The sequence below is a fragment of the Alteromonas sp. S005 genome (assembly GCF_036864475.1).
Taxonomy (GTDB): domain Bacteria; phylum Pseudomonadota; class Gammaproteobacteria; order Enterobacterales; family Alteromonadaceae; genus Alteromonas.
This window is the reverse complement of sequence record NZ_JAZETN010000004.1, coordinates 179,062-198,873: the sequence shown is the minus strand read 5'-3', so window position 1 is coordinate 198,873 and position 19,812 is coordinate 179,062. Positions and strand designations below refer to the sequence as shown.

Below are 19,812 nucleotides of genomic sequence, written 5' to 3'. Positions count from 1 at the left end.
TCGAACTCTCATCCTTTTAAGTTTGCTGCGCATTCCTACGTGTTTAGGAATGCGCGCTTCTACTAAATATAACTTAGTTATAAAGTGCTTTAAGAATTTCCCCAGCACCTTGCTCTAAAAGCGCCTCAGCCACTTCAACGCCGATGTCAGTGGCTTTTTCGCGGGATGCGGTAGCCGACGCAAACAGCAGCTCAGAGCCATCTGGTTTCCCAACCATGCCGGTTAACGTTAATGTGTTGCCGTCAAGTGTAGCAAAACTGCCAATAGGTACTTGGCAGCCGCCTTCTAATCTTTCGTTCATGGCGCGCTCTGCGGTAACACGGGTGTTGGTGTCGGTATGATTTAACGCTTGTAGCAAGTTAATTAGTTCTTCGTCGTCGTTACGGCATTCAATACCTACTGCACCTTGGCCTACAGCCGGCAGCGAAATGTCAGCAGGCAACGGCATACGAATACGAGATTCCATTTCAAGGCGAATAAGGCCTGCAGAAGCTAGGATAATAGCGTCGTATTCACCCGCATCTAGCTTTGCTAATCGCGTGTTCACATTGCCACGCAAATCTTTAATGATGAGATCGGGGCGATATTTACGAATTTGGCACTGTCTGCGAAGGCTCGACGTGCCCACTACTGCGCCATGTGGTAACGCGTCTAGGCTATCGTGATCATTTGAAACAAAGGCGTCAAACGGGTTTTCGCGTTCACAAATAGCGTGCAGGCCAAAACCTTCAGGAAATTCTACGGGAACGTCTTTCATTGAGTGAACCGCAATATCAGCACGGCCTTCCAGCATGGCTATTTCAAGTTCTTTAATGAACAGCCCTTTACCGCCAATTTTCGCCAATGGCGTATCTAAAATTTTATCGCCCTGTGTACTCATAGGCACAAGCTCAACGGTCATTGATGGATAATGCTCCATTAATTTTGCCTTCACATACTCTGCTTGCCAAAGCGCTAGCGCGCTTTTTCTAGTAGCAATTCGAACGGTGCGGGTAGTGTTGAGGTGACTCATGGCTATTCCAAACTCTGTAAAAAAGAAACTTAAACGTTGTAACACAACGCTATACGAGATACCTCGTAGTATACGCATTTTCTGCGTTAATGTTTGAAATTAGGCGCAGTTTTCTACTTGGTTTTTGTGCAAATATGCGTCTATGATTACAACCATGAAAAAGTGCGCTTATAAATTTGGGGAGTACAGTTGTTAGTATGGACAACACGCCAGTAGGACAATTGCTAAAAAACGCACAGCAAGATGGGGCTGAAGAAAAAAGGCGTAGGTTAACGCTGTACTTCATTTCCTACGTCGGGGCGACCATTATGGCGTTCATGGCATGGCTTAACTGGGGCACGGATAACCCACTATTAGTAGGCGCTTTAGCTACCTCTGCTTCGGTGATTTATCTCAATGTTGCGCTGTCGCATATTTTTCCGAAAAGTGACGTCTTTTACTATGTCGCAGGGGTTATCGTTTTATTTACTATTAATGCTCTGGTTTATACCGGAGGGTTGAATAGCACAGGCCTATATTTCATTTTCCCTCTGATATTTATTCAAATAATAGTGGTGCGATTCAAGCCAGCCATGGTTTATGTTGCAGTCACCATGGTGCTTGCTATCTATATGCTCTACAACCAAGATGTCATCGTTGCGAAATACCCTGATGAACATGTTTCTCGGTTTTTGATTGCAACCTTTTGCTTTATTTGCGTTGCCTTTATTGGTGAAAATTTCTGGCACAAAAGCCGAAAAGAAATGCTGCGTGAAAACTTAGAGCGCATGAGGCAGGCGAATACTGACCCCCTCACCAAGTTACCGAATAGACGCTTTTTAGAAACCGTCTTTTTTGAACGCGTTATGAAAGACCCTGGCGCCTATTTCCCATTAACCGCAGTGGTTGTCGATATAGACCACTTCAAAAAGATTAATGACACCTATGGGCATGATATCGGTGATGAGGTACTAATTCACTTCACTAGCATTATCAAGGATGCTGTTAGAGCATCAGACATCGTTGCGCGTACCGGCGGAGAAGAGTTTCTAGTACTTTTTCCTCTGGCGCCGTTGAGCCAAGGCGTAAAGCTTGCGGAAAAGACGAGAAAAGTTGTTGAAGAAAGCCCGTTTGTAGAAGGTGATATCAATCACAATATTACCGCCAGCTTTGGCGTGGCTACCGCGCTTACCGACGACAAGCTGCACGCTAGCTTAAAACAAGCCGATGATAATCTTTATAAGGCAAAAAATGGGGGCAGAAATCAGGTTGCAGAATAGCAAGATGTTTAAAACATATTGCTTTTGGCGTTCAGTGACAAACCATAAGTGCAACCCGTGGATGTAATTGTAATAGTTTGAGCGGCGCTCGACGCAGTGCGATAACTAGCCGTATTGTAGCTAGCTATCACACTGGAACCACACTGGATAATGCCTCAAAAAACTTAGTTTAAAACCTTCTGAAGCCAAGCGCTTACGTCATTAAGCTCTTGCATGCAGACATTATGCTGCATGGTGTAGGTTTGCCAAGTAGCGTTGAAACCACTCTCGCTAAGTGTTTTAAACGCCGCGTTGCCCATGAATACGGGTACCACTTCGTCTTGTTCACCGTGTGCCATCATAATTGGCGTTTCACGGTTTGTGTCTGTTGCCTCACTTGCAAGTAGCGATGGCTCACACATATAGGTTGATAGTGCAATAACGCCAGCAAACTTACGGCTATATCTAGGCGCTAAGTGAAGTGCAATCACACCGCCTTGCGAGAATCCAGCAAGTACTATGCGTTCACTGGGAATACCACTTTCAATTTGCGCTTCAATAAGTGCTTCTATTTGTGCAGCAGATTCTTTTACGCCTTCTAAGTCTGCGCGGCTTTCAAAATCCAGTGATTTAATGTCGTACCATGCTCGCATACGCATTCCACCGTTAATAGTAACGGGGCGTTCAGGTGCATGGGGAAATAGAAATTTGACTGCCATTGATTCAGGAAGCTTTAATTCGGGCACGATAGGCGCAAAACCGTGGCCAGAATCGCCTAAACCATGTAGCCAGATAACGCAGGCATCAGGCGTAGTGGATGGATTTATCTCTACGCACGGCAGAAGTTGCTGAGTCATTCTTTGTTTCCTAATTTTGTTGTTACCCTATTACCAATGGTTATCCTTTCTCACGGGCAATCTCTGTCCTTTCCAAAAAACGTGGGGTCAGAGTACTTTTTCTGTCACCATCATCTTCAGAAAATTATAATTGTTATTTATTTTGCTAACACCGGCCTGCGATTAAATTGGACAAACCATCAATGGATAAACCCGATAATCACAGTTACGGCGCAATGGCTTCATATGCTATCATTGCCACTTGAAATAACCACATTTTGATAGAATTTTAATACCCTATGGCTTCACTACTCGGCAATTTATTTATTCTTGCTGCTCCTTCAGGAGCAGGAAAATCAAGCCTCATCAAGGCACTAATGGAAAAGTATGAAGGCAATGCAGCCACGCCTATGCAGGTGTCTGTGTCTCATACCACGCGTCAACCGCGTCCAGGTGAAGTAGACGGGGTACATTATCATTTTGTAAGCCGAGAGCAGTTTGAAGCGCTTATCGAACAGGGCGTTTTTTTTGAATATGCGGAAGTGTTTGGCAATTATTACGGCACATCTCGCGTGACAATTGAGCAGACGTTGCACCGCGGTATTGATGTGTTTTTAGATATTGATTGGCAGGGCGCTCGCCAAGTCAAAAAGCTTATGCCTGATACATGTGGTATTTTCATTCTTCCACCGTCGCTAAATGTACTTGAACAGCGATTAAATAATCGTGGTCAAGATAGCGAAGAAGTCATTGCTGGGCGTATGGCACAGGCTGTAGCAGAGATGTCTCATTTTAGTGAGTTTGATAGCGTGATCATTAACGATGATTTTGCGACTGCATTAAGTGACTTAGAAGCCATTGTTACTGCCCAGCGTCTACGCACGGCAAAACAGCAAATGCGTCATCAAGTGCTATTGGACGAACTGCTCGGTAGCGCGTAAGCTTTACCAAACGATAAGTGTTTTGTTTAAACGCATTGCGATCGCTGCACATCTTGCACGATCTGACTGCTTCAAATTCAAACAAAATGCTAGGATCGCGCTACGTATCTGTGTATACTACGCGGCCGTTTTTTGAATAACTTGCTCAACCTAATTTTCGGAGAAATACATGGCTCGCGTAACTGTAGAAGATGCCGTAGATAAAATTGGTAACCGCTTTGACCTAGTGCTTGTTGCTGCACGCCGTGCACGTCAAATTGCCACTGAAGGCAAAGATCCTATGGTTGACGTTCAAAACGACAAGCCAACTGTTACAGCACTTCGTGAAATCGAGGAAGGTCTTGTAACTGCATCGACACTTGAACAAGCTGAACTTCAAGCACAAGAGCAGCAAGAACACGCTGAATTTGCATCAGTAGCAAACATTCTATCTGATCAGTAAGACCTCCTTTTAACGGTTTTATCGATATTTTGGCGCCAGTGCTTTGAAAAAAGCACTGGCGCTTTACTTTTGGTGTATTGGCTTATTGCACAATAAAACGTATTCTTAGGGTTGTAACGTTAGATAAGGGTCACGCTCCACTGTGTATTTGTTTGAAGGTTTAAAGCAGAAAGTTTTAGAGTATTTATCAGCTGAACGCGTACAGCTGGTTCAGGAATCTTTTGTGCTAGCCCAAGAAGCGCACGATGGACAAATGCGCTCAAGTGGCGACCCCTATATCACTCACCCTGTTGCCGTGGCCGGTATTCTTGCCGACATGCACCTTGATCACGAAACGATCATGGCGGCTCTTTTACACGACGTTATTGAAGATACCCATTACAGCAAAGAAGATTTAGCTGAAGCTTTTGGTGAGACTGTTGCCGAACTGGTAGAGGGTGTTAGTAAGCTAGATAAACTTGCCTTTAGCACGAAACAAGAAGCGCAGGCGGAAAACTTCCGCAAAATGATGATGGCCATGGTGCAAGACATCAGGGTTATTCTTATCAAGCTTGCCGACCGCACCCATAATATGCGCACGCTGGGTTCTTTACGTCCAGACAAGCGCCGTCGCATAGCTCGCGAAACGCTAGAAATATATGCACCTATTGCCCATCGCTTGGGTATTCACGATATTAAAAATGAGCTTGAAGATTTAGGTTTTCAGGCAATGTACCCCATGCGACATCGCGCATTAAAATCTGCCGTGCGTCAGGCTCGGGGAAATCGTAAAGAAATCATCGAGAATATTCGCGAAGAGCTTAAGACACGCCTTGATGCCTACGAGATAGAATCTGATGTATTAGGCCGCGAGAAGCACCTATATTCCATTTACCGGAAAATGAAAAACAAAGAACTCATGTTCAACGAGGTAATGGATATTTATGCGTTTCGCATAGTGGTTAAATCAGTGGACAGCTGCTATCGCGCGCTTGGCGCTATGCACGGCTTGTATAAGCCAATTGAAAACCGTTTTAAAGACTACATCGCTATTCCGCGTACCAACGGCTATCAGTCGTTACACACGTCATTAATTGGCCCTCATGGTATTCCTGTTGAAATTCAAATCCGTACTCAGGAAATGGACCAGATGGCAGATAAAGGTGTAGCGGCCCACTGGCTTTATAAAGAGCCAGGCGATAGCGGCACTACTGCACAACTTCGTGCTCGCAAGTGGATGCAAAGCTTGCTTGAGCTTCAGCAGTCGGCCAGTTCGTCGTTCGAATTTATCGAATCGGTGAAAACTGATTTGTTTCCTGATGAAATTTACGTGTTTACGCCAGACGGGCGTATTATCGAATTGCCAATGGGCGCAACCGCCGTCGACTTTGCTTACGCGGTACACTCTGATGTAGGTAATACCTGCGTAGGTGTGCGCGTTGAGCGCAGAAACTTCAGCTTAAGTAAGCCCCTTGAAAATGGCCAAACCGTAGAAATCATTACCTCGCCTAAGGCGAAGCCTAATGCAAATTGGTTGAACTTTGTGGTGAGCGCTCGTGCGCGAACCCGTATTCGCCAGTATCTGCGTAAACAGCATTCCCAAGAAGCGGTGAACATGGGGAACCGTCTACTTCGTCATGCGTTAGGCAGTGTTAAGTTAGATGATATCCCTAATGCTGATATTGAGCGTGTAGTAGCCGAAACCAAGCACGCTAATTTTGACGATTTGCTAGTAGATATCGGCCTGGGTAACGAACTAAGTGCAATCGTAGCGCGTCGTTTATTAGGTGAAAGCACAACAGATTTATCAGACAAGAAAGGCAATGTAGCAATTCGCGGTACAGAAGGCCTGCTTGTGCACTACTCTCGCTGCTGTCATCCTATTCCCGACGATGAAATTGTAGCGGTATTAAGTCCAGGTCGCGGTATGACCATTCACCAAATTGGCTGTAACAATATCCGCAAGCTAACGCGAGAAGAGCCACAGCGCGTGCTGCCTATGCAATGGGACGACAACCCGCAAGGCGAATTCAAAGCGTCACTGCGTATAGAGCTGATAAACCATCAGGGCACACTGGCAACATTAACGAACACTATTTCAGGCTGCGATTCCAACATCATTGGTCTGCAAACTGAAGAAAAAGAGAGTAACATCTACTTTATTGACCTTGAACTTACCACGCACAACCGTGTGCACTTGGCTCGCGTAATGAAGAAGATACGCACTATGCCGGAAGTTCAGAAAGTGTCTCGTCATAGTCAATCACGACACTAATTACTACAAAATTTAGGAACTATTATGTCTAAGTCTATTATTCAGACCGATAAGGCACCTGCTGCTATTGGTACTTACAGCCAAGCGGTTAAAGCTGGCACTACCGTTTACCTTTCAGGCCAAATTCCACTTGTTGCAGAAACAATGGAAATGGTCTCTGATGACTTTGAAGCGCAAGCAGTACAAGTTTTCGAGAATATTAAAGCGGTGTGTGATGCTGCTGGCGGTACTACAAACGACTTAGTGAAAGTGAACATCTTTCTTATTGACCTTGGTCACTTTGCAACGGTTAATGAAATTATGAGCCGTTACTTCACCAAGCCTTACCCAGCCCGCGCTGCGGTTCAGGTTTCAGCATTGCCTAAAGGCGCACAGATTGAAATTGATGGTGTGATGGAACTGCCGGAGTAAGCCATGTCACCTGAGCGTTACCAGCGCATAAGACAAGTGCTGGAAAGAAGGCAAACTGACTTAACGGTATGCCTTGAAAATGTGCATAAGCCCCATAATGTTTCGGCAATAGTAAGAACGTGTGATGCAGTAGGTATTCACCGCGTGCACACAGTGTGGGAAAAGAAATACCAGTTTCGTCGTGGCACGGCTATGGGCAGTCAGCAATGGGTGCGCCAAACCAATCACGATAATATCAACGACGCGATGGCTGAACTAAAAGGCCAAGGCATGCAGGTGTTGGTCACCCATTTATCTGATACCGCTGTCGATTTTCGTGATGTTGATTACACTAAACCCACCGCAATTTTGTTTGGACAAGAGAAGTACGGTGCTTCTGATGAGGCAAAAGCCATTGCCGATCATGACATCGTTATCCCTATGATGGGCATGGTGCAGTCGTTAAATGTATCGGTGGCCGCAGCTTTGGTTCTCTATGAAGCCCAGCGACAGCGCACTATTGCGGGTATGTACAACACACAGCAGTTGCCGGAAGAAGAATGTCAGGCATTGGCATTTCAAAACGGTTACCCGCGTTTGTACAAACTGTGCCAGCGCAAAGGCTTGCCTTTGCCTGCTATTAACGCTATCGGTGAAGTCGATGCTGATGATAGTTGGTGGCGAGAAATGCAAATTACTAAAGCAGAAGCCAACGCGCTAGAAACCGACTAAGAACCAATGTACAAGTTTTGGTTTTACTGTCACTTTTGTATAGGCCAGCGTAAAAAACTGGCCTAAAGCGTACTCGCCAACCCCTGAACAATCCTTTACACTTCTTTTTCTATAACACGTTGAATAACACCAGCTTGTGCCAATTCAAAGGTTTCATAGTTAATGTTCCAAAAGAAGGATATCGCTTGATGCAAGCACTGGCCACTACACCCATTACTGCGCTTAAAGGCGTAGGCGCAAAGGTGGCAGAAAAACTCAATAAAATAGGCTTGTTTACCCTTCAAGATATACTGTTTCACCTTCCTCATCGCTACGAAGATAGAACCCGTATTTATAGCGTGGCTGAGTGCCGCCCGTTTACCCATGTAAGCGTGCAGGGCGAGGTAATGAGCGCCGACATTCAATACGGCAAAAAACGCATGCTGGTGGTAAAACTGAGTGATGGCACGGGTACTATAACTTTGCGCTTTTTCCACTTTGGTGCCGTGCAGCGGTCAATTATGACGCCGGGAAATACGGTGCGCTGTTTCGGTGAAGTGCGTACTGGCAAGTGGGGCATTGAAATGATGCACCCCGAATTTAAGCTAGTGGACGAAGACGCGCCACCCACAGAAGAATCACTGACACCAGTTTACCCCACCACAGACGGTGTCAAACAGTTGACCCTTCGCAATTTAACTGATCAGGCTCTAAAACTTCTAGATAAAGGCGCGCTAGCTGACCTACTGCCCGACGGCATTTACGATGACCAAATTAGCCTTAATGAGGCGCTTCATTTGGTGCATCGCCCACCACCAGATGTAGACGTACACGAAATGGAAGAGGGGCTGCACCCTGCTCAGTATCGATTAATTCTTGAAGAGCTGTTGTCACACCATTTAAGCGTATTGAAAGTACGCAAACTATCTGACGCACAGCCCGGTATTCCAATTAGTGTGAACCAGCCGCTTATTGATAAGATGCTTGGACAATTGCCATTTTCACCTACCGGCGCGCAGGCGAGGGTTGTAGAAGATATACAAAAAGATATGCAGCATGCACGGCCTATGATGCGCTTAGTACAGGGGGACGTGGGCTCGGGTAAAACCTTAGTGGCGGCACTGGCAGCACTGTCAGCCATTGGAGCTGGTCACCAGGTAGCGCTGATGGCGCCAACAGAGCTATTGGCTGAACAACACGCGAATAACTTTCGTGGCTGGCTAGAACCTTTAGGTATTGAAGTAGGCTGGCTTGCCGGAAAGCTAAAAGGCAAAGCTCGCAATGAAGTTTTAGCGCGCTTAGAAGCTGGAGATATTCAAATGTTGGTGGGTACGCATGCTATTTTTCAGGAAAGCGTGAACTACCAGCAGCTAGCACTGGTTATTGTGGATGAACAACACCGCTTTGGTGTACATCAACGTTTGGCCCTGCGAGATAAAGGTGAACAGCAAGGTCGCTACCCTCATCAGCTAATTATGACGGCAACACCTATACCAAGAACGCTGGCCATGACAGCTTATGCCGACCTAGATACCTCGGTCATAGATGAGCTGCCACCGGGCAGAACGCCGGTACAAACCGTTGTGCTACCAGATACACGCAGGGCCGATGTGATAGAACGCGTGCGTCAGGCTTGTAAAGATAATGGCAGACAGGCTTATTGGGTGTGTACGCTTATTGATGAGTCGGAAGTATTGGAGTGTCAGGCCGCTGAAGATGCCGCGGTTACCCTGCGTACAGCGTTGCCAGACTTACACGTTGGCTTGGTACACGGGCGCTTAAAATCTGCTGAAAAAGCGCAGGTCATGGCTGATTTTAAAGATGGCAAGCTAGACTTATTAGTGGCAACTACGGTTATTGAGGTAGGCGTAGACGTGCCTAACGCCAGCATTATGATTATTGAAAACCCTGAACGTTTGGGTTTAGCACAGCTTCACCAGCTACGTGGCCGAGTAGGGCGGGGTGCGGTGGAAAGTCAGTGCGTACTTATGTACCAAAGCCCGCTATCCAAAACCGCTACTCAGCGCCTTGGCGTATTGCGAGAATCAAATGACGGATTCTATATAGCACAGCGGGATTTGGAAATTCGCGGCCCAGGTGAGTTTATGGGGACAAAACAAACCGGAATGGCAGAGCTTAAAATAGCAGATCTAGTTCGCGACGCTGCACTCATTCCAAAAGTTCAGGAAATCGCCTATACCCTTTGGGATAAATATCCTTCTCACGCCCAAGCAATTATCAATAGATGGATAGGGCATAAGGAGCAATACGGTCATGCTTAAGAGTGTGCCTTTGATTATTTGCGATAACGGCAATAGTGAAGACGCTGCGCTAATTAGCGCAATTAGCGAAAAATGGGGCTTTCCTGTTATCTGTAGCAGTGAAAAGCCTATCGAAGGCTTGTATTTGCAGGCTCAAAACGGCGTGCTTGGCCTTGCCGACGCAGGCGAGAAAAAAGTGAATCCGGTTGAGGTTGATTTTGCTTCGCCTGCTAGTTTGTATCGCAAACAACATGGCGGTGGGCGCAAAGAGCCCATCGTGAAAGCGATTGGCCTTAAAGGCAATGAAGCGTGGCACGTAGTGGATGCGACGCCAGGACTAGGTCGTGATGCATTTGTGTTGGTAAGCGTGGGCTGCAAGGTCACTATGATTGAACGCTCGCCTGTGGTTGCCGCTTTACTTGAAGACGGTATTCGCAGATTAGCACTTAGTTTTCCAGAACTTGCAGCTAAAATGTCGCTTCAACATGGAAATAGCGCTGAGGTAATGCAATACTTCACTGGTGAGGATGTGAACGCTATTTATCTAGACCCCATGTTCCCACATAAAAAGAAGTCAGCCTTGGTGAAAAAGGAAATGCGGCTGTTTCAGCAACTGCTTGGTCATGACCCAGACGCAGATGCGCTGTTACCGCCAGCACTCAAGCTAGCTACGCACCGGGTAGTGGTTAAACGCCCAAACAGTGCAGACGTGCTGGCAGGAATAAAAGCATCAATGGCTATTGAAAGCAAAAAACACAGATTTGATGTGTATTTGTGTCAAAAAAATCTAGGAGAGTAGCATGATACAAGTTGGGGGCACTTTGCCTGAAGTAGATTTTAGCCTTTTAGAAAATGGCGAAATAACTAACCCAGGAACGAACGAACTGTTTTCGGATAAACGCGTTGTATTGTTTGCGGTACCCGGTGCATTTACACCGACCTGTTCTCAAGCCCACTTGCCGGGCTATGTTACGCTTGCTGATAAGCTTAAGGCAAAAGGTGTTGATAGCATTATTTGCCTGAGTGTGAACGATGCATTCGTTATGGATGCGTGGGGTAAAGCAAACAATGCAGAAGAAATTACCATGCTGGCCGACGGCAACGGTTTCTTTACGAAACAAATTGGTTTAGACATGAGTACAGGTAATTTCGGTGGCTTGCGTTCGCTACGCTATTCTATGCTTGTAGAAGATGGCGAAGTTAAAAAGCTAAACGTTGAAGACCCTGGTCGTTTTGACGTGAGCGATGCGCAAACCATGTTAGATAGCCTTTAATTTTTAAAAAGGCGTTAAATACTTAAAGCCCGCAACAATTGTTGCGGGCTTTTTTCGTTTAGCTTTTTGTGAACATTCATTAATTCACATATGCGTATACTTGGTCGCTAATTTCATTAAAATGTAATCCAACTATGATCTAGCAGTTTGCTAATTGCGTTGAATATCAATATGTTCAGCGGGGGTTAATGAACTCATCTGCATTATTCTTGGTCGAAAACGTAGATAAATTAAGGGCTAGTACGCTGCGTTACTTAGCGTGTAGCCTCGTTTAGTTACCTTTACTTGATTAATGATAATAAGTATCATTTGCGTGAAAAGACAAACGTTTTAGGAAAAATTATGACAATAACACTGAAAAAAATAAGCGCCCTAGTACTGGCTTCGGCCGTTACTTTATCGATGTTTTCTTCACAAGCGCTTGCTAACGGTGCAATTGGTGATCACGTAAATAACCTGCACGCGCATATTGGTGAGTACACCGAAGAAGTACATTGGTTAGAAAGTAAGTTTGGCAGTGTTGTTGATGCGTATGAAGCAAAAGACAAGTCTTTAAAAACAGACGTGTTAATCGAGTACTGGGAAGAAGTAGATTTTCACTCGGCTATCGAAACCCAGTACGTGCCTATCTATGCTTCTATTTGGCAAGGAATTTATGGTGTAAAGGTAGCTATTGATGAAGGTAAACCCGTTTCTGATGTACGCGTAGAGCAAGAGAAGCTAAATCATGCCTTGTGGCAGGCGCTAGGCGCAGTTAAACTTGCGTCTCAATATCAGAAGAAAGGTTTGGTAGGCAAAGTTCAAACCACTGAAAAAGAGCCGACTACAGGCCCTGAAGTTATCGACGATATCAAAACACGTCTTGATCGTGTTGTTGCCAAGTACGCAGAACAGCTGCACGAAGTGGCAACAACGTTAGTTCACGACACCTACCTTCAACGTTTTGAAGGTGTAGAAGGTGACTTGATCGCGAAAGACGCAGCCTTGGTAGAAGACCTAGAGAAAGATTTTAACGTAACGCTTCCACAAGCCATTTCGAAAGATACGGGCGTAGATGCCGTGCGTAAAGTTGTAGAATCTATGCAGACTAAACTTGATCGCGCTCGCGCACTGTTAGTTGAAGTAGAGAAAAGTCGTAAAGACGTTTTTTAAGGAAGGGGTATGCAACGTAGAACATTTTTGCAGGGTCTAGCCGCAGCTGGTGCATTAACTAGCCTGCCGTTTAGCTTTGCTCACGCCATGACCCAAACAGGCAGCGTGTCAGTTGAGTCTTTGCCTAAATTAGAGGGTGATCTCACCCTTTATTTAGGTCGTGGTGAAGGCGGTTTGTACGAAAATGTTCTTAAAGCCATCGAAAAACGAAACCCCAAATTGAACTTAAAGGTTCGACGTGGTGGCTCGGCAGCGCTGGCAAACACCATTGCTGCAGAAACGAAAGCTGGCGTTAAACGTGCTGACCTGTTTTGGGCTGTAGACACCGGCTCTATTGGCGTTGTAACAGATGCTGGCGCCGCAAAACCCTTGCCTGATGATTTGCGCGCGCAGCTTCGCGAAGACTTTCAATACCCTAGCTGGTCACCAGTGACAGGCCGAGTGCGCACGCTGCCGTACAACACAGAGCGCGTTAAGCCTGAACAAATTCCCGAAAGCGTATTGGCATTAGCCGATAGTGATTTAAAAGTGGGCTGGGCGCCGGCTTACTCGTCTTTTCAGTCTTTTGTTACCGCGATGCGTATCTTAGAAGGCGAAAAAGCAACAAAATCTTGGCTTAAAGGCATTAACAAGCACTCTAAAAAGTATGCGGGCGAACTTGGCGTAGTGATGGGCGTTGAACGTGGTGAAGTAGATATTGGTTTTGCCAATCACTATTACACCTTGCGTCTCAAATCAGGTAAGCCAAACGCAAACGTAGCCCTTGCTTACAGCAAAGGTGATGCGGGCTGTTTAGTTAATGCATCAGGTATTGTTGCATTGAGCGACGGCGACTTACCAGTTAACTTTATACGTTATCTACTGTCGCAAGAAGTGCAGTCTTACCTTGCTCGCGAGGCATACGAAATACCTTTGGTTCAAGGGGTTGAACCACCACAGGGCTTAGCGGATTTAAGTACGCTTTCGCCACCAGAAATGGACCTTCGTAAACTGGCTGATTTACGCCCAACACTCAACCTTATGAGGGAAGTTGGCGTACTGTGACAAACTGGCCAAAGTCGTATCCACTGGCACTTCTTATTGCGCTGATGGCTTTATTGCCCGTCGGCGTTTTGTTTTCTTTAGCCCAAGATAGTGCGCAGTTTTTCGATACCCATAATCTCCGTGTTCTGGGCAACACAATTTCTCTTGTTGTACTGACTATCATTGGTTCGGTGCTTATTGGTGTGCCCCTTGCCTTTTTAACTGCCTATGTACAAATGCCATTTAAACGGTTCTGGCTTATATTGTTGGCCGCGCCGCTGGCACTGCCAAGCTATATTGGCGCATTCGCCATGTATTTTTCATTCGGTCGTGGCGGCGAAATAGAAAATGTATTGGGGTTTTCTACCCCGCCGATTAGCGGGTTGTGGGGCTCGGCTCTGGTCATGAGTCTATACACCTATCCCTTTGTAATGATGACAACTCGTTCAAACTTACTGAGTTTAGATGCAAGTCTAGTTAACGCGGCGCGTACACTGGGTCTATCGCTTGGCGCAAGTTTATGGCGTGTGGTGCTACCGCGCGTGGTTAATAGCGTTGCAGCAGGGGCATTGCTTGCTGCGCTTTACGCTTTATCTGATTTTGGCACGCCCGCAATAATGGGGTTCGACACTTTTACCCGCGTTATCTTTGTTGAGTATAACGCTTTTGGTTTGAGTCAGGCGGCTATGCTAAGCCTACAGCTGATGGTGATTGTTGGGCTCATTCTGTTTATAGAAAGCCGAATAGGTGGGGCACAAGAACGTCCTGGAAGGCACCTATCCTTATTTCCTGCGCGCTGGCAGCGCAATCTCATGTTGTTTGCAACTATGCCCGTTGTATTTATGGCTATTGTACTTCCCCTCGCCATCTTTACGCTGTGGTTAGTGCGAGAGGGCACTGGCGGCTTTGAATTAAGCTATGCGTGGAATTCAGCCCACGCGTCATTCATCGCGGCCATTGTGGCCGTGTTACTAGCCATTCCTGTGGCTCATGCAGCCATTGCGGGTAAAGCTGGGCGCTTTATGGAGCGTATTACTTATTTCGGCTTTGGTGTGCCAGGCATTGTGATGGGAACAGCGCTGGTATATGTAGGGCTTACGTACTTGCCTGCGCTATATCAAACCTTAAGCTTATTGGTTATGGCCTATGTACTGCGTTTTATTCCTCTTGCGGTGGGCAGCGTAAGAAGTACTGCAGAGAATATAGATTCGGGCTTAGTCAAAGCTGCTCGTGTACTTGGCGCAAGCCCTCGTGAGGCGTTTATACGAGTTACGTTACCACTCACCCTTCGTGGTATGATAGCGGGCGCGGCACTTGTGTTCTTAGAAGCCATGCGCGAGTTGCCGGCCACCTTAATGTTAGGGCCCACAGGTTTCGAAACCCTAGCGACCTATATGTGGCGTGTTTACGAAGCGGGTTACTTTGGCCGCGCTGCCGTACCTGGGCTTCTGCTTGTTTTATTATCTGGTGTGGGGCTGGTTCTCATGCTGTCGGGCGAGAGAAAAGCCCAGTTTACCGTTACCGAGGATGATCGTTCGTAATGCTTAGTGTAAGTAATTTGTCAGTGAATTATGGGTCTACCCGCGTTGTCGACAAGTTAAATCTTGAGCTTGGGCAAGACGAAATTCTGATGCTGGTAGGCCCAACCGGCTGCGGTAAAACTACTATTTTGCAAGCTTTGGCGGGGCTCATCCCTATTTCAGAAGGCGCTATGAGCCTCGGTCATTGGGAAAGTACAGCAAGCAAACACGTACCGCCTGAAAAGCGCAACGTTGGCATGGTGTTCCAAGACTTTGCGCTATTTCCCCATCTTACCGTTCAGCAAAACGTATGTTTTCGTTTAAAAGACACTAAGCTTGCCGATCACTGGCTTAAACTGTTAGGTCTAGATAACTTCCGCGATGCAAAACCTGCACGCCTTTCTGGCGGTCAGAAGCAGCGTGTTGCATTGGCCCGCACCCTAGCGCATGAACCTTCTTACGTATTGCTAGACGAGCCCCTGTCTAACTTAGATGCAGCGTTAAAAGACAGCTTGCGCTGGGAAATTCGCGATGCGCTTAAAAAGGCTGGCGTTCCTGCAATTTGGGTAACCCATGACCAAGAAGAGGCGCTAAGCGTTGGCGATAGAGTGGGTATACTTAATAAAGGTGTGCTTGAGCAGTTAGACACTCCTGAAGCCTGTTACTCGTCGCCGGCAAGCCGTTTTGTTGCGCGTTTTATGGGCGAGGCGAGCTTTTTAAGTGCCACATTCGATGCTAGCGCAGCAAACGCAGACAACACAGTGGTTACTGAAATTGGAAACGTGCCAGGCACGCCGCTTCAAGGTGCTAACGGCAATGTAGATTTGCTGGTACGCCCTGACGATTTAAGTTTAGATGCAACGCTCAGTGAAACAAACTGCACGGTGGAGTGGGTGCGCTATGAAGGCGAAAGCAGACTATATGCAGTTATGCTAGACAGCGGCGATGAACTTAAAGTACGCGTAAGTCACGAAAATGCCATTAAGCCAAATACTCGTGCGTTCGTTCAGTTGATTACAACACACCCATTGGCCGTGTTCCCCAGAGGTTAATTTTGATTAAGCGCGATGTTATTGTGATTGGAGCAGGTGCAGCAGGGCTTTTCTGCGCGGCACAGGCAGGCGCGCGAGGGCGCAGCGTAGAAGTGCTCGATCATGCCAAAAAAGTAGGCCGCAAGATCCTTATGTCAGGGGGCGGTCGCTGCAATTTCACCAATTTGTACGCGGGCCCTGAAAATTTCCTTTCGCAAAACCCTCACTTTTGTAAGTCGGCACTAAGCCGTTATACCCAATGGGACTTTATAGGCTTGGTTGCCGAGCATGGTATTGCCTATCACGAAAAAACCTTAGGTCAGCTGTTTTGTGATGACAGCGCCAAAGATATCGTCGACTTATTACTTAACGAGTGTAAAAAAGCAGACGTTACCATTACTACTCGCTGTGAAATTACAAGCGTGGAAAAAGTTGAAGGTGGGTACTTACTAACTACCTCGAACGGCGAATATAGCTGTGAGTCTTTAGTTATCGCAACCGGTGGTTTAAGTATGCCAAAGCTGGGGGCGACGCCATTCGGTTACAAAATTGCCGAGCAATTTGGCCTTAACGTGTTACCCACACGCGCCGCACTTGTGCCCTTTACCTTGCACGATAAAGACAAAGAGACTCTGGCAGAACTTAGCGGTATAGCCGTGGATGTATACGCTAGCTGTAATGACACTACGTTTAAAGAAGCGATGCTCTTTACTCATCGAGGTTTAAGCGGCCCCGCTATGCTGCAAATCTCAAGTTATTGGGAGGCGGGTGACAGTTTAAGCATTAATACGCTGCCTAATGACGATGCTACGGCACTTATACAAACTGCTCGCACCGAAACGCCAGATGCCCTACTTGCTACCTGCTTAAATAAAGTATTCCCCAAACGCATGGTACAAAGCTTTATTGAATATCATAACTGGCGCAATGTGCCGGTAAAGCAACTTACTCACGGCGAGTGCGATCTTATTGCCGACACGCTAGAAAATTGGCAAATAAAGCCTAATGGCACAGAAGGATATCGCACCGCCGAAGTCACTATAGGCGGCGTAGACACTAACGAACTTTCATCAAAAACCATGATGGCAAAAAACGTTGAAGGCCTGTACTTCATTGGCGAAGTGGTTGACGTTACCGGCTGGCTCGGTGGCTTTAACTTCCAGTGGGCGTGGAGCAGCGGCTGGGCAGCAGGGCAGGTGGTTTAGAACGACATACCAATTGCCAACCCGGCAACAACCGCGCTTTTGTGGTTTCTGTGGTAATCGTAATGAAGCTGGGGTGATACGGTAATGCCCGACATTTCAAATTCATACAAAAAACCTAACCGGGCTACTTCCATTTTATGGCTGCCGTGAAATTCAACGCCAGGGCCTATTTGTGCGATAAAATTGTTGGTAATGTGAAGGTCGGCAACAAGCAAGTATGTGTAGGCATCTAAATCTTCAAACGCATATTCAGCAACAAACCCCACACCGAGAAAGTCACTAAGTCGGTACTCATAGTCAATGCCCAAGGTAAACGCATTGCCACACTCCTTTGTGTAAGTGGTACCGACTAGTGCCGATAAATGATGAGGTGACGTTTCCCAATGATGAGCATTTCCTTTTGCTGCAACAGCAGGAGCAAACGCCATGGCTGTGACCATTCCCAAGGCTATTCTTACTCGCATAGTGATGCTCGCTTACGTTTGTCTGTGACTTCATGAAAGTTAAACTTTCAGCACTTGATAAAGCGTAGGTGTTAAATGGCGTTCTCACCAATGAACTTTAGTTGTAGCTATTTTTTAGTGCGTTATGGCGAGGGTAACGCTACGCTAAGCTAGCTTTTTTGGCGCTATCTAAAATGATTAAATATCATTAAGGTAAAAAGGTTTTATAAAAGGGATGCGCGAATGCAAAGCAAGAATGAAAAAGACACATTTATAGATGCCTGCACAACACAGCTTCTTAGTCTTTACAAGGCGAGCAAAGATGGAAAGAAGGTTGATGCAGAAAAGTACAGAGTGCAAGGGTTTATGCACGCAGGCGAACTAATGGGCTTGATCAGCAAAGAAGAAGGTAAGGCACTTATTGCTGATTTGCATGTAGAAGTGTTCGGCGAAACTATCAACGAAAGGGCACAAAGAAAGCGCAAACTCGAAGCATTAAAAGAGTCAGATTTAGATGCTTACTTTGCGATACCGGCCATTGAGCGTCGTTAAATAAACCTTCGCTTATGAACTTACTTTGTGAAAACGGCGTTTTTACTACTATGATTATTCATGTGGGTTTACCCGCAGCGGCTATAAATGGACGTTCTGCAAATTTACAACATCAGCCTCGCTTTAGAATGGATCGGGGTATGAAGTAAAAGAGGGGTCTTGTGCTAAAACAGTTAGTTTATAGAAGCCATTCGACTGGTCACGTAGATGACACAGGTTTACAAAAAATAACTGGTGACTCTTTACCCTTTAATGAACGTCACAATATAACGGGTATTTTGCTTTTCGACGGAGAGTATTTTTTTCAGGTACTTGAAGGTGAGAGTGAGCACGTAGATATTCTATTTGAGCACATAAAAAAAGACAGCCGCCACAATAATGTGGTGAAGGTAACGGAAATTGTTGTTCACAAGAGAAGTTTTGGTGATTGGCATTTACGAGCCTTATCAATAGTAGAAGGCAGCAGTTGTTACTGGTTACCCCCCGATATTACACTCGAACGGGAAAGCCGGATGTTTGCCCTTCTTAAAAGCTTTGCTTCTGGTAAATGGCGCACATGTTTCACTGATGAAGCCCGCAGAAATCTGACGGTAAATATAGTCACACCAGAAAAAGACATTATGCCTTACAAAGACTCCCCTATTCAGTTTGCGTTCCAGCCCATTGTCGATACAAGTAGAGGGAAAGTGTCATCCATAGAAGCCCTCATACGGAGCGAAGACGGTAAGTATCCCGAAGATATCATGCGATGTTTTGACGGAGCGGATAAGTACGAATTTGACTTGGAGACGAAAGCTATTGCCATAAAGCAGGGGGCGGCGCTAATCTCTTCTGAACAATCGCTGTCGATAAATCTATGTCCCGGTGCTATTACCCATCGAGCAAATGTAGGCGAATACTTACATAGCCTTGCTACTTCCTCAGGCCTTAAACCCCAGCAGTTAGTCGTAGAGGTAACTGAGGTTGAGATAATTAGTGAAAGTGATGCGTTTCACACCGCAATTGAACAGATTCGTTCTTTTGGTATCCGTATCGCGATTGATGATTTTGGCGCAGGCTATGCTGGGCTTTCGTTACTTGCAGACTTTTCTCCGGACAAAATAAAGTTAGACAGAAAAATCACAACAGGAATTCATGAAAATGGACATAGGCAAGCTATTACTGAGGCGGTACTGGAGTTTGCGAATTCAATGGGTATTCCTTTAGTGGTTGAGGGGGTAGAAGACCTAAATGAATGGTTGTGGTTACAGCATGCAGGTGTACAACGCTTTCAAGGGTATTTATTTGCTAGGCCTAAACTCAACGGCGTAAGTGGTGTTCAGTTCAGCGTCTGAGGGTTTGTTAACTTGGATTACTATATTTCTAAATATTAATTTTAAGTGTTTAAGGAGAAAATTTTAAGGCGAGCTGAAAATTATAAACTAAACTTAACGTGTGTTGGTTTTTATACCTAAATATAACCAAGCATAACTTATCTTAGTGTAATAGCTGTACAGGGATATTTTTGCTACACGGATTTGGCTGCGG

At 46.0% G+C, this 19,812-nt stretch carries 19 protein-coding genes; 16 read left to right on the top strand and 3 right to left on the bottom strand.

Annotated features, from left to right (window positions below; genetic code table 11):
* Positions 1-73: 73 nt before the first annotated feature.
* Positions 74-1,012 (bottom strand): hydroxymethylbilane synthase, encoded by a 939-nt coding sequence (gene hemC, locus V7R55_RS07570; RefSeq protein WP_334058755.1) that lies wholly within the window; start codon positions 1,010-1,012, stop codon positions 74-76.
* A gap of 197 nt (positions 1,013-1,209) precedes the next feature.
* Here hemC and V7R55_RS07565 point away from each other — a divergent pair, with 197 nt between their 5' ends.
* Positions 1,210-2,271, top strand: a complete 1,062-nt coding sequence (locus V7R55_RS07565) for a GGDEF domain-containing protein (protein ID WP_334058753.1) — start codon at positions 1,210-1,212, stop codon at positions 2,269-2,271.
* 164 nt (positions 2,272-2,435) lie between these two features.
* On the opposite strand, the gene V7R55_RS07560 is transcribed toward V7R55_RS07565, so the two are convergent.
* Entirely contained in the window at positions 2,436-3,107 is a 672-nt protein-coding gene (locus V7R55_RS07560; protein ID WP_334058751.1) for an alpha/beta hydrolase, read from the bottom strand.
* 278 nt (positions 3,108-3,385) lie between these two features.
* On the opposite strand from V7R55_RS07560, the gene gmk reads away from it, so the two are divergent.
* From gmk to V7R55_RS07495, 13 genes are all read left to right on the top strand, one after another.
* A complete protein-coding gene (gene gmk, locus V7R55_RS07555; RefSeq protein ID WP_334058749.1) occupies positions 3,386-4,027 on the top strand; it encodes a guanylate kinase in 642 nt (213 codons plus the stop codon).
* Positions 4,028-4,196: 169 nt separating this feature from the next.
* Entirely contained in the window at positions 4,197-4,469 is a 273-nt protein-coding gene (gene rpoZ, locus V7R55_RS07550) for a DNA-directed RNA polymerase subunit omega (RefSeq protein ID WP_179981967.1), read from the top strand.
* Positions 4,470-4,611: 142 nt separating this feature from the next.
* Positions 4,612-6,723 (top strand): bifunctional GTP diphosphokinase/guanosine-3',5'-bis pyrophosphate 3'-pyrophosphohydrolase, encoded by a 2,112-nt coding sequence (gene spoT / locus V7R55_RS07545; protein WP_334058745.1) that lies wholly within the window; start codon positions 4,612-4,614, stop codon positions 6,721-6,723.
* A 24-nt stretch (positions 6,724-6,747) separates the two neighbouring features.
* Positions 6,748-7,134, top strand: coding sequence for a RidA family protein (locus V7R55_RS07540; RefSeq protein WP_014975316.1), 387 nt, complete (start codon positions 6,748-6,750; stop codon positions 7,132-7,134).
* Between the two features lie 3 nt (positions 7,135-7,137).
* A complete protein-coding gene (trmH, locus tag V7R55_RS07535) occupies positions 7,138-7,845 on the top strand; it encodes a tRNA (guanosine(18)-2'-O)-methyltransferase TrmH (RefSeq protein ID WP_334058743.1) in 708 nt (235 codons plus the stop codon).
* A gap of 188 nt (positions 7,846-8,033) precedes the next feature.
* Positions 8,034-10,106: an ATP-dependent DNA helicase RecG gene (gene recG / locus V7R55_RS07530; RefSeq protein ID WP_334058906.1), complete on the top strand. Its 2,073-nt coding sequence runs from the start codon at positions 8,034-8,036 to the stop codon at positions 10,104-10,106.
* Positions 10,099-10,884, top strand: a complete 786-nt coding sequence (locus V7R55_RS07525) for a class I SAM-dependent methyltransferase (RefSeq protein ID WP_334058741.1) — start codon at positions 10,099-10,101, stop codon at positions 10,882-10,884. Before recG ends, V7R55_RS07525 begins: the two co-directional genes overlap by 8 nt.
* Position 10,885: 1 nt before the next feature.
* Positions 10,886-11,359 (top strand): peroxiredoxin, encoded by a 474-nt coding sequence (locus tag V7R55_RS07520; protein ID WP_334058739.1) that lies wholly within the window; start codon positions 10,886-10,888, stop codon positions 11,357-11,359.
* 342 nt (positions 11,360-11,701) lie between these two features.
* Positions 11,702-12,511 (top strand): hypothetical protein, encoded by an 810-nt coding sequence (locus V7R55_RS07515; RefSeq protein ID WP_334058737.1) that lies wholly within the window; start codon positions 11,702-11,704, stop codon positions 12,509-12,511.
* A gap of 9 nt (positions 12,512-12,520) precedes the next feature.
* A complete protein-coding gene (locus tag V7R55_RS07510) occupies positions 12,521-13,555 on the top strand; it encodes an extracellular solute-binding protein (RefSeq protein WP_334058735.1) in 1,035 nt (344 codons plus the stop codon).
* Positions 13,552-15,075 carry an ABC transporter permease gene (locus V7R55_RS07505; protein WP_334058733.1) on the top strand — a complete coding sequence of 508 codons (1,524 nt, stop codon included), beginning with the start codon at positions 13,552-13,554 and terminating at the stop codon, positions 15,073-15,075. Before V7R55_RS07510 ends, V7R55_RS07505 begins: the two co-directional genes overlap by 4 nt.
* Positions 15,075-16,106 (top strand): ABC transporter ATP-binding protein, encoded by a 1,032-nt coding sequence (locus tag V7R55_RS07500; RefSeq protein ID WP_334058731.1) that lies wholly within the window; start codon positions 15,075-15,077, stop codon positions 16,104-16,106. The genes V7R55_RS07505 and V7R55_RS07500 overlap by 1 nt, the downstream gene beginning before the upstream one ends.
* A 2-nt stretch (positions 16,107-16,108) precedes the next feature.
* On the top strand, positions 16,109-17,290 hold the full coding sequence (locus V7R55_RS07495; protein ID WP_334058729.1) for an NAD(P)/FAD-dependent oxidoreductase: 1,182 nt from the start codon (positions 16,109-16,111) through the stop codon (positions 17,288-17,290).
* Here V7R55_RS07495 and V7R55_RS07490 read toward each other — a convergent pair.
* Positions 17,287-17,754, bottom strand: a complete 468-nt coding sequence (locus V7R55_RS07490) for a hypothetical protein (protein ID WP_334058727.1) — start codon at positions 17,752-17,754, stop codon at positions 17,287-17,289. The genes V7R55_RS07495 and V7R55_RS07490 overlap by 4 nt on opposite strands.
* A gap of 222 nt (positions 17,755-17,976) precedes the next feature.
* Here V7R55_RS07490 and V7R55_RS07485 point away from each other — a divergent pair, with 222 nt between their 5' ends.
* Together V7R55_RS07485 and V7R55_RS07480 are read left to right on the top strand one after the other, a co-directional pair.
* Entirely contained in the window at positions 17,977-18,285 is a 309-nt protein-coding gene (locus V7R55_RS07485; RefSeq protein ID WP_334058725.1) for a hypothetical protein, read from the top strand.
* A gap of 161 nt (positions 18,286-18,446) precedes the next feature.
* Positions 18,447-19,619, top strand: a complete 1,173-nt coding sequence (locus tag V7R55_RS07480) for a diguanylate phosphodiesterase (protein WP_334058723.1) — start codon at positions 18,447-18,449, stop codon at positions 19,617-19,619.
* Positions 19,620-19,812 lie beyond the last annotated feature (193 nt).

Excerpts from the sequence above, each read along its gene's own strand:
- hemC (WP_334058755.1), bottom strand. The coding sequence starts at position 1,012 with ATGAGTCACCTCAACACTACCCGCACCGTTCGAATTGCTACTAGAAAA.
- V7R55_RS07565 (WP_334058753.1), top strand. The coding sequence starts at position 1,210 with ATGGACAACACGCCAGTAGGACAATTGCTAAAAAACGCACAGCAAGAT.
- V7R55_RS07560 (WP_334058751.1), bottom strand. The coding sequence starts at position 3,107 with ATGACTCAGCAACTTCTGCCGTGCGTAGAGATAAATCCATCCACTACG.
- gmk (WP_334058749.1), top strand. The coding sequence starts at position 3,386 with ATGGCTTCACTACTCGGCAATTTATTTATTCTTGCTGCTCCTTCAGGA.
- rpoZ (WP_179981967.1), top strand. The coding sequence starts at position 4,197 with ATGGCTCGCGTAACTGTAGAAGATGCCGTAGATAAAATTGGTAACCGC.
- V7R55_RS07540 (WP_014975316.1), top strand. The coding sequence starts at position 6,748 with ATGTCTAAGTCTATTATTCAGACCGATAAGGCACCTGCTGCTATTGGT.
- trmH (WP_334058743.1), top strand. The coding sequence starts at position 7,138 with ATGTCACCTGAGCGTTACCAGCGCATAAGACAAGTGCTGGAAAGAAGG.
- recG (WP_334058906.1), top strand. The coding sequence starts at position 8,034 with ATGCAAGCACTGGCCACTACACCCATTACTGCGCTTAAAGGCGTAGGC.
- V7R55_RS07525 (WP_334058741.1), top strand. The coding sequence starts at position 10,099 with ATGCTTAAGAGTGTGCCTTTGATTATTTGCGATAACGGCAATAGTGAA.
- V7R55_RS07520 (WP_334058739.1), top strand. The coding sequence starts at position 10,886 with ATGATACAAGTTGGGGGCACTTTGCCTGAAGTAGATTTTAGCCTTTTA.
- V7R55_RS07515 (WP_334058737.1), top strand. The coding sequence starts at position 11,702 with ATGACAATAACACTGAAAAAAATAAGCGCCCTAGTACTGGCTTCGGCC.
- V7R55_RS07510 (WP_334058735.1), top strand. The coding sequence starts at position 12,521 with ATGCAACGTAGAACATTTTTGCAGGGTCTAGCCGCAGCTGGTGCATTA.
- V7R55_RS07500 (WP_334058731.1), top strand. The coding sequence starts at position 15,075 with ATGCTTAGTGTAAGTAATTTGTCAGTGAATTATGGGTCTACCCGCGTT.
- V7R55_RS07490 (WP_334058727.1), bottom strand. The coding sequence starts at position 17,754 with ATGCGAGTAAGAATAGCCTTGGGAATGGTCACAGCCATGGCGTTTGCT.
- V7R55_RS07485 (WP_334058725.1), top strand. The coding sequence starts at position 17,977 with ATGCAAAGCAAGAATGAAAAAGACACATTTATAGATGCCTGCACAACA.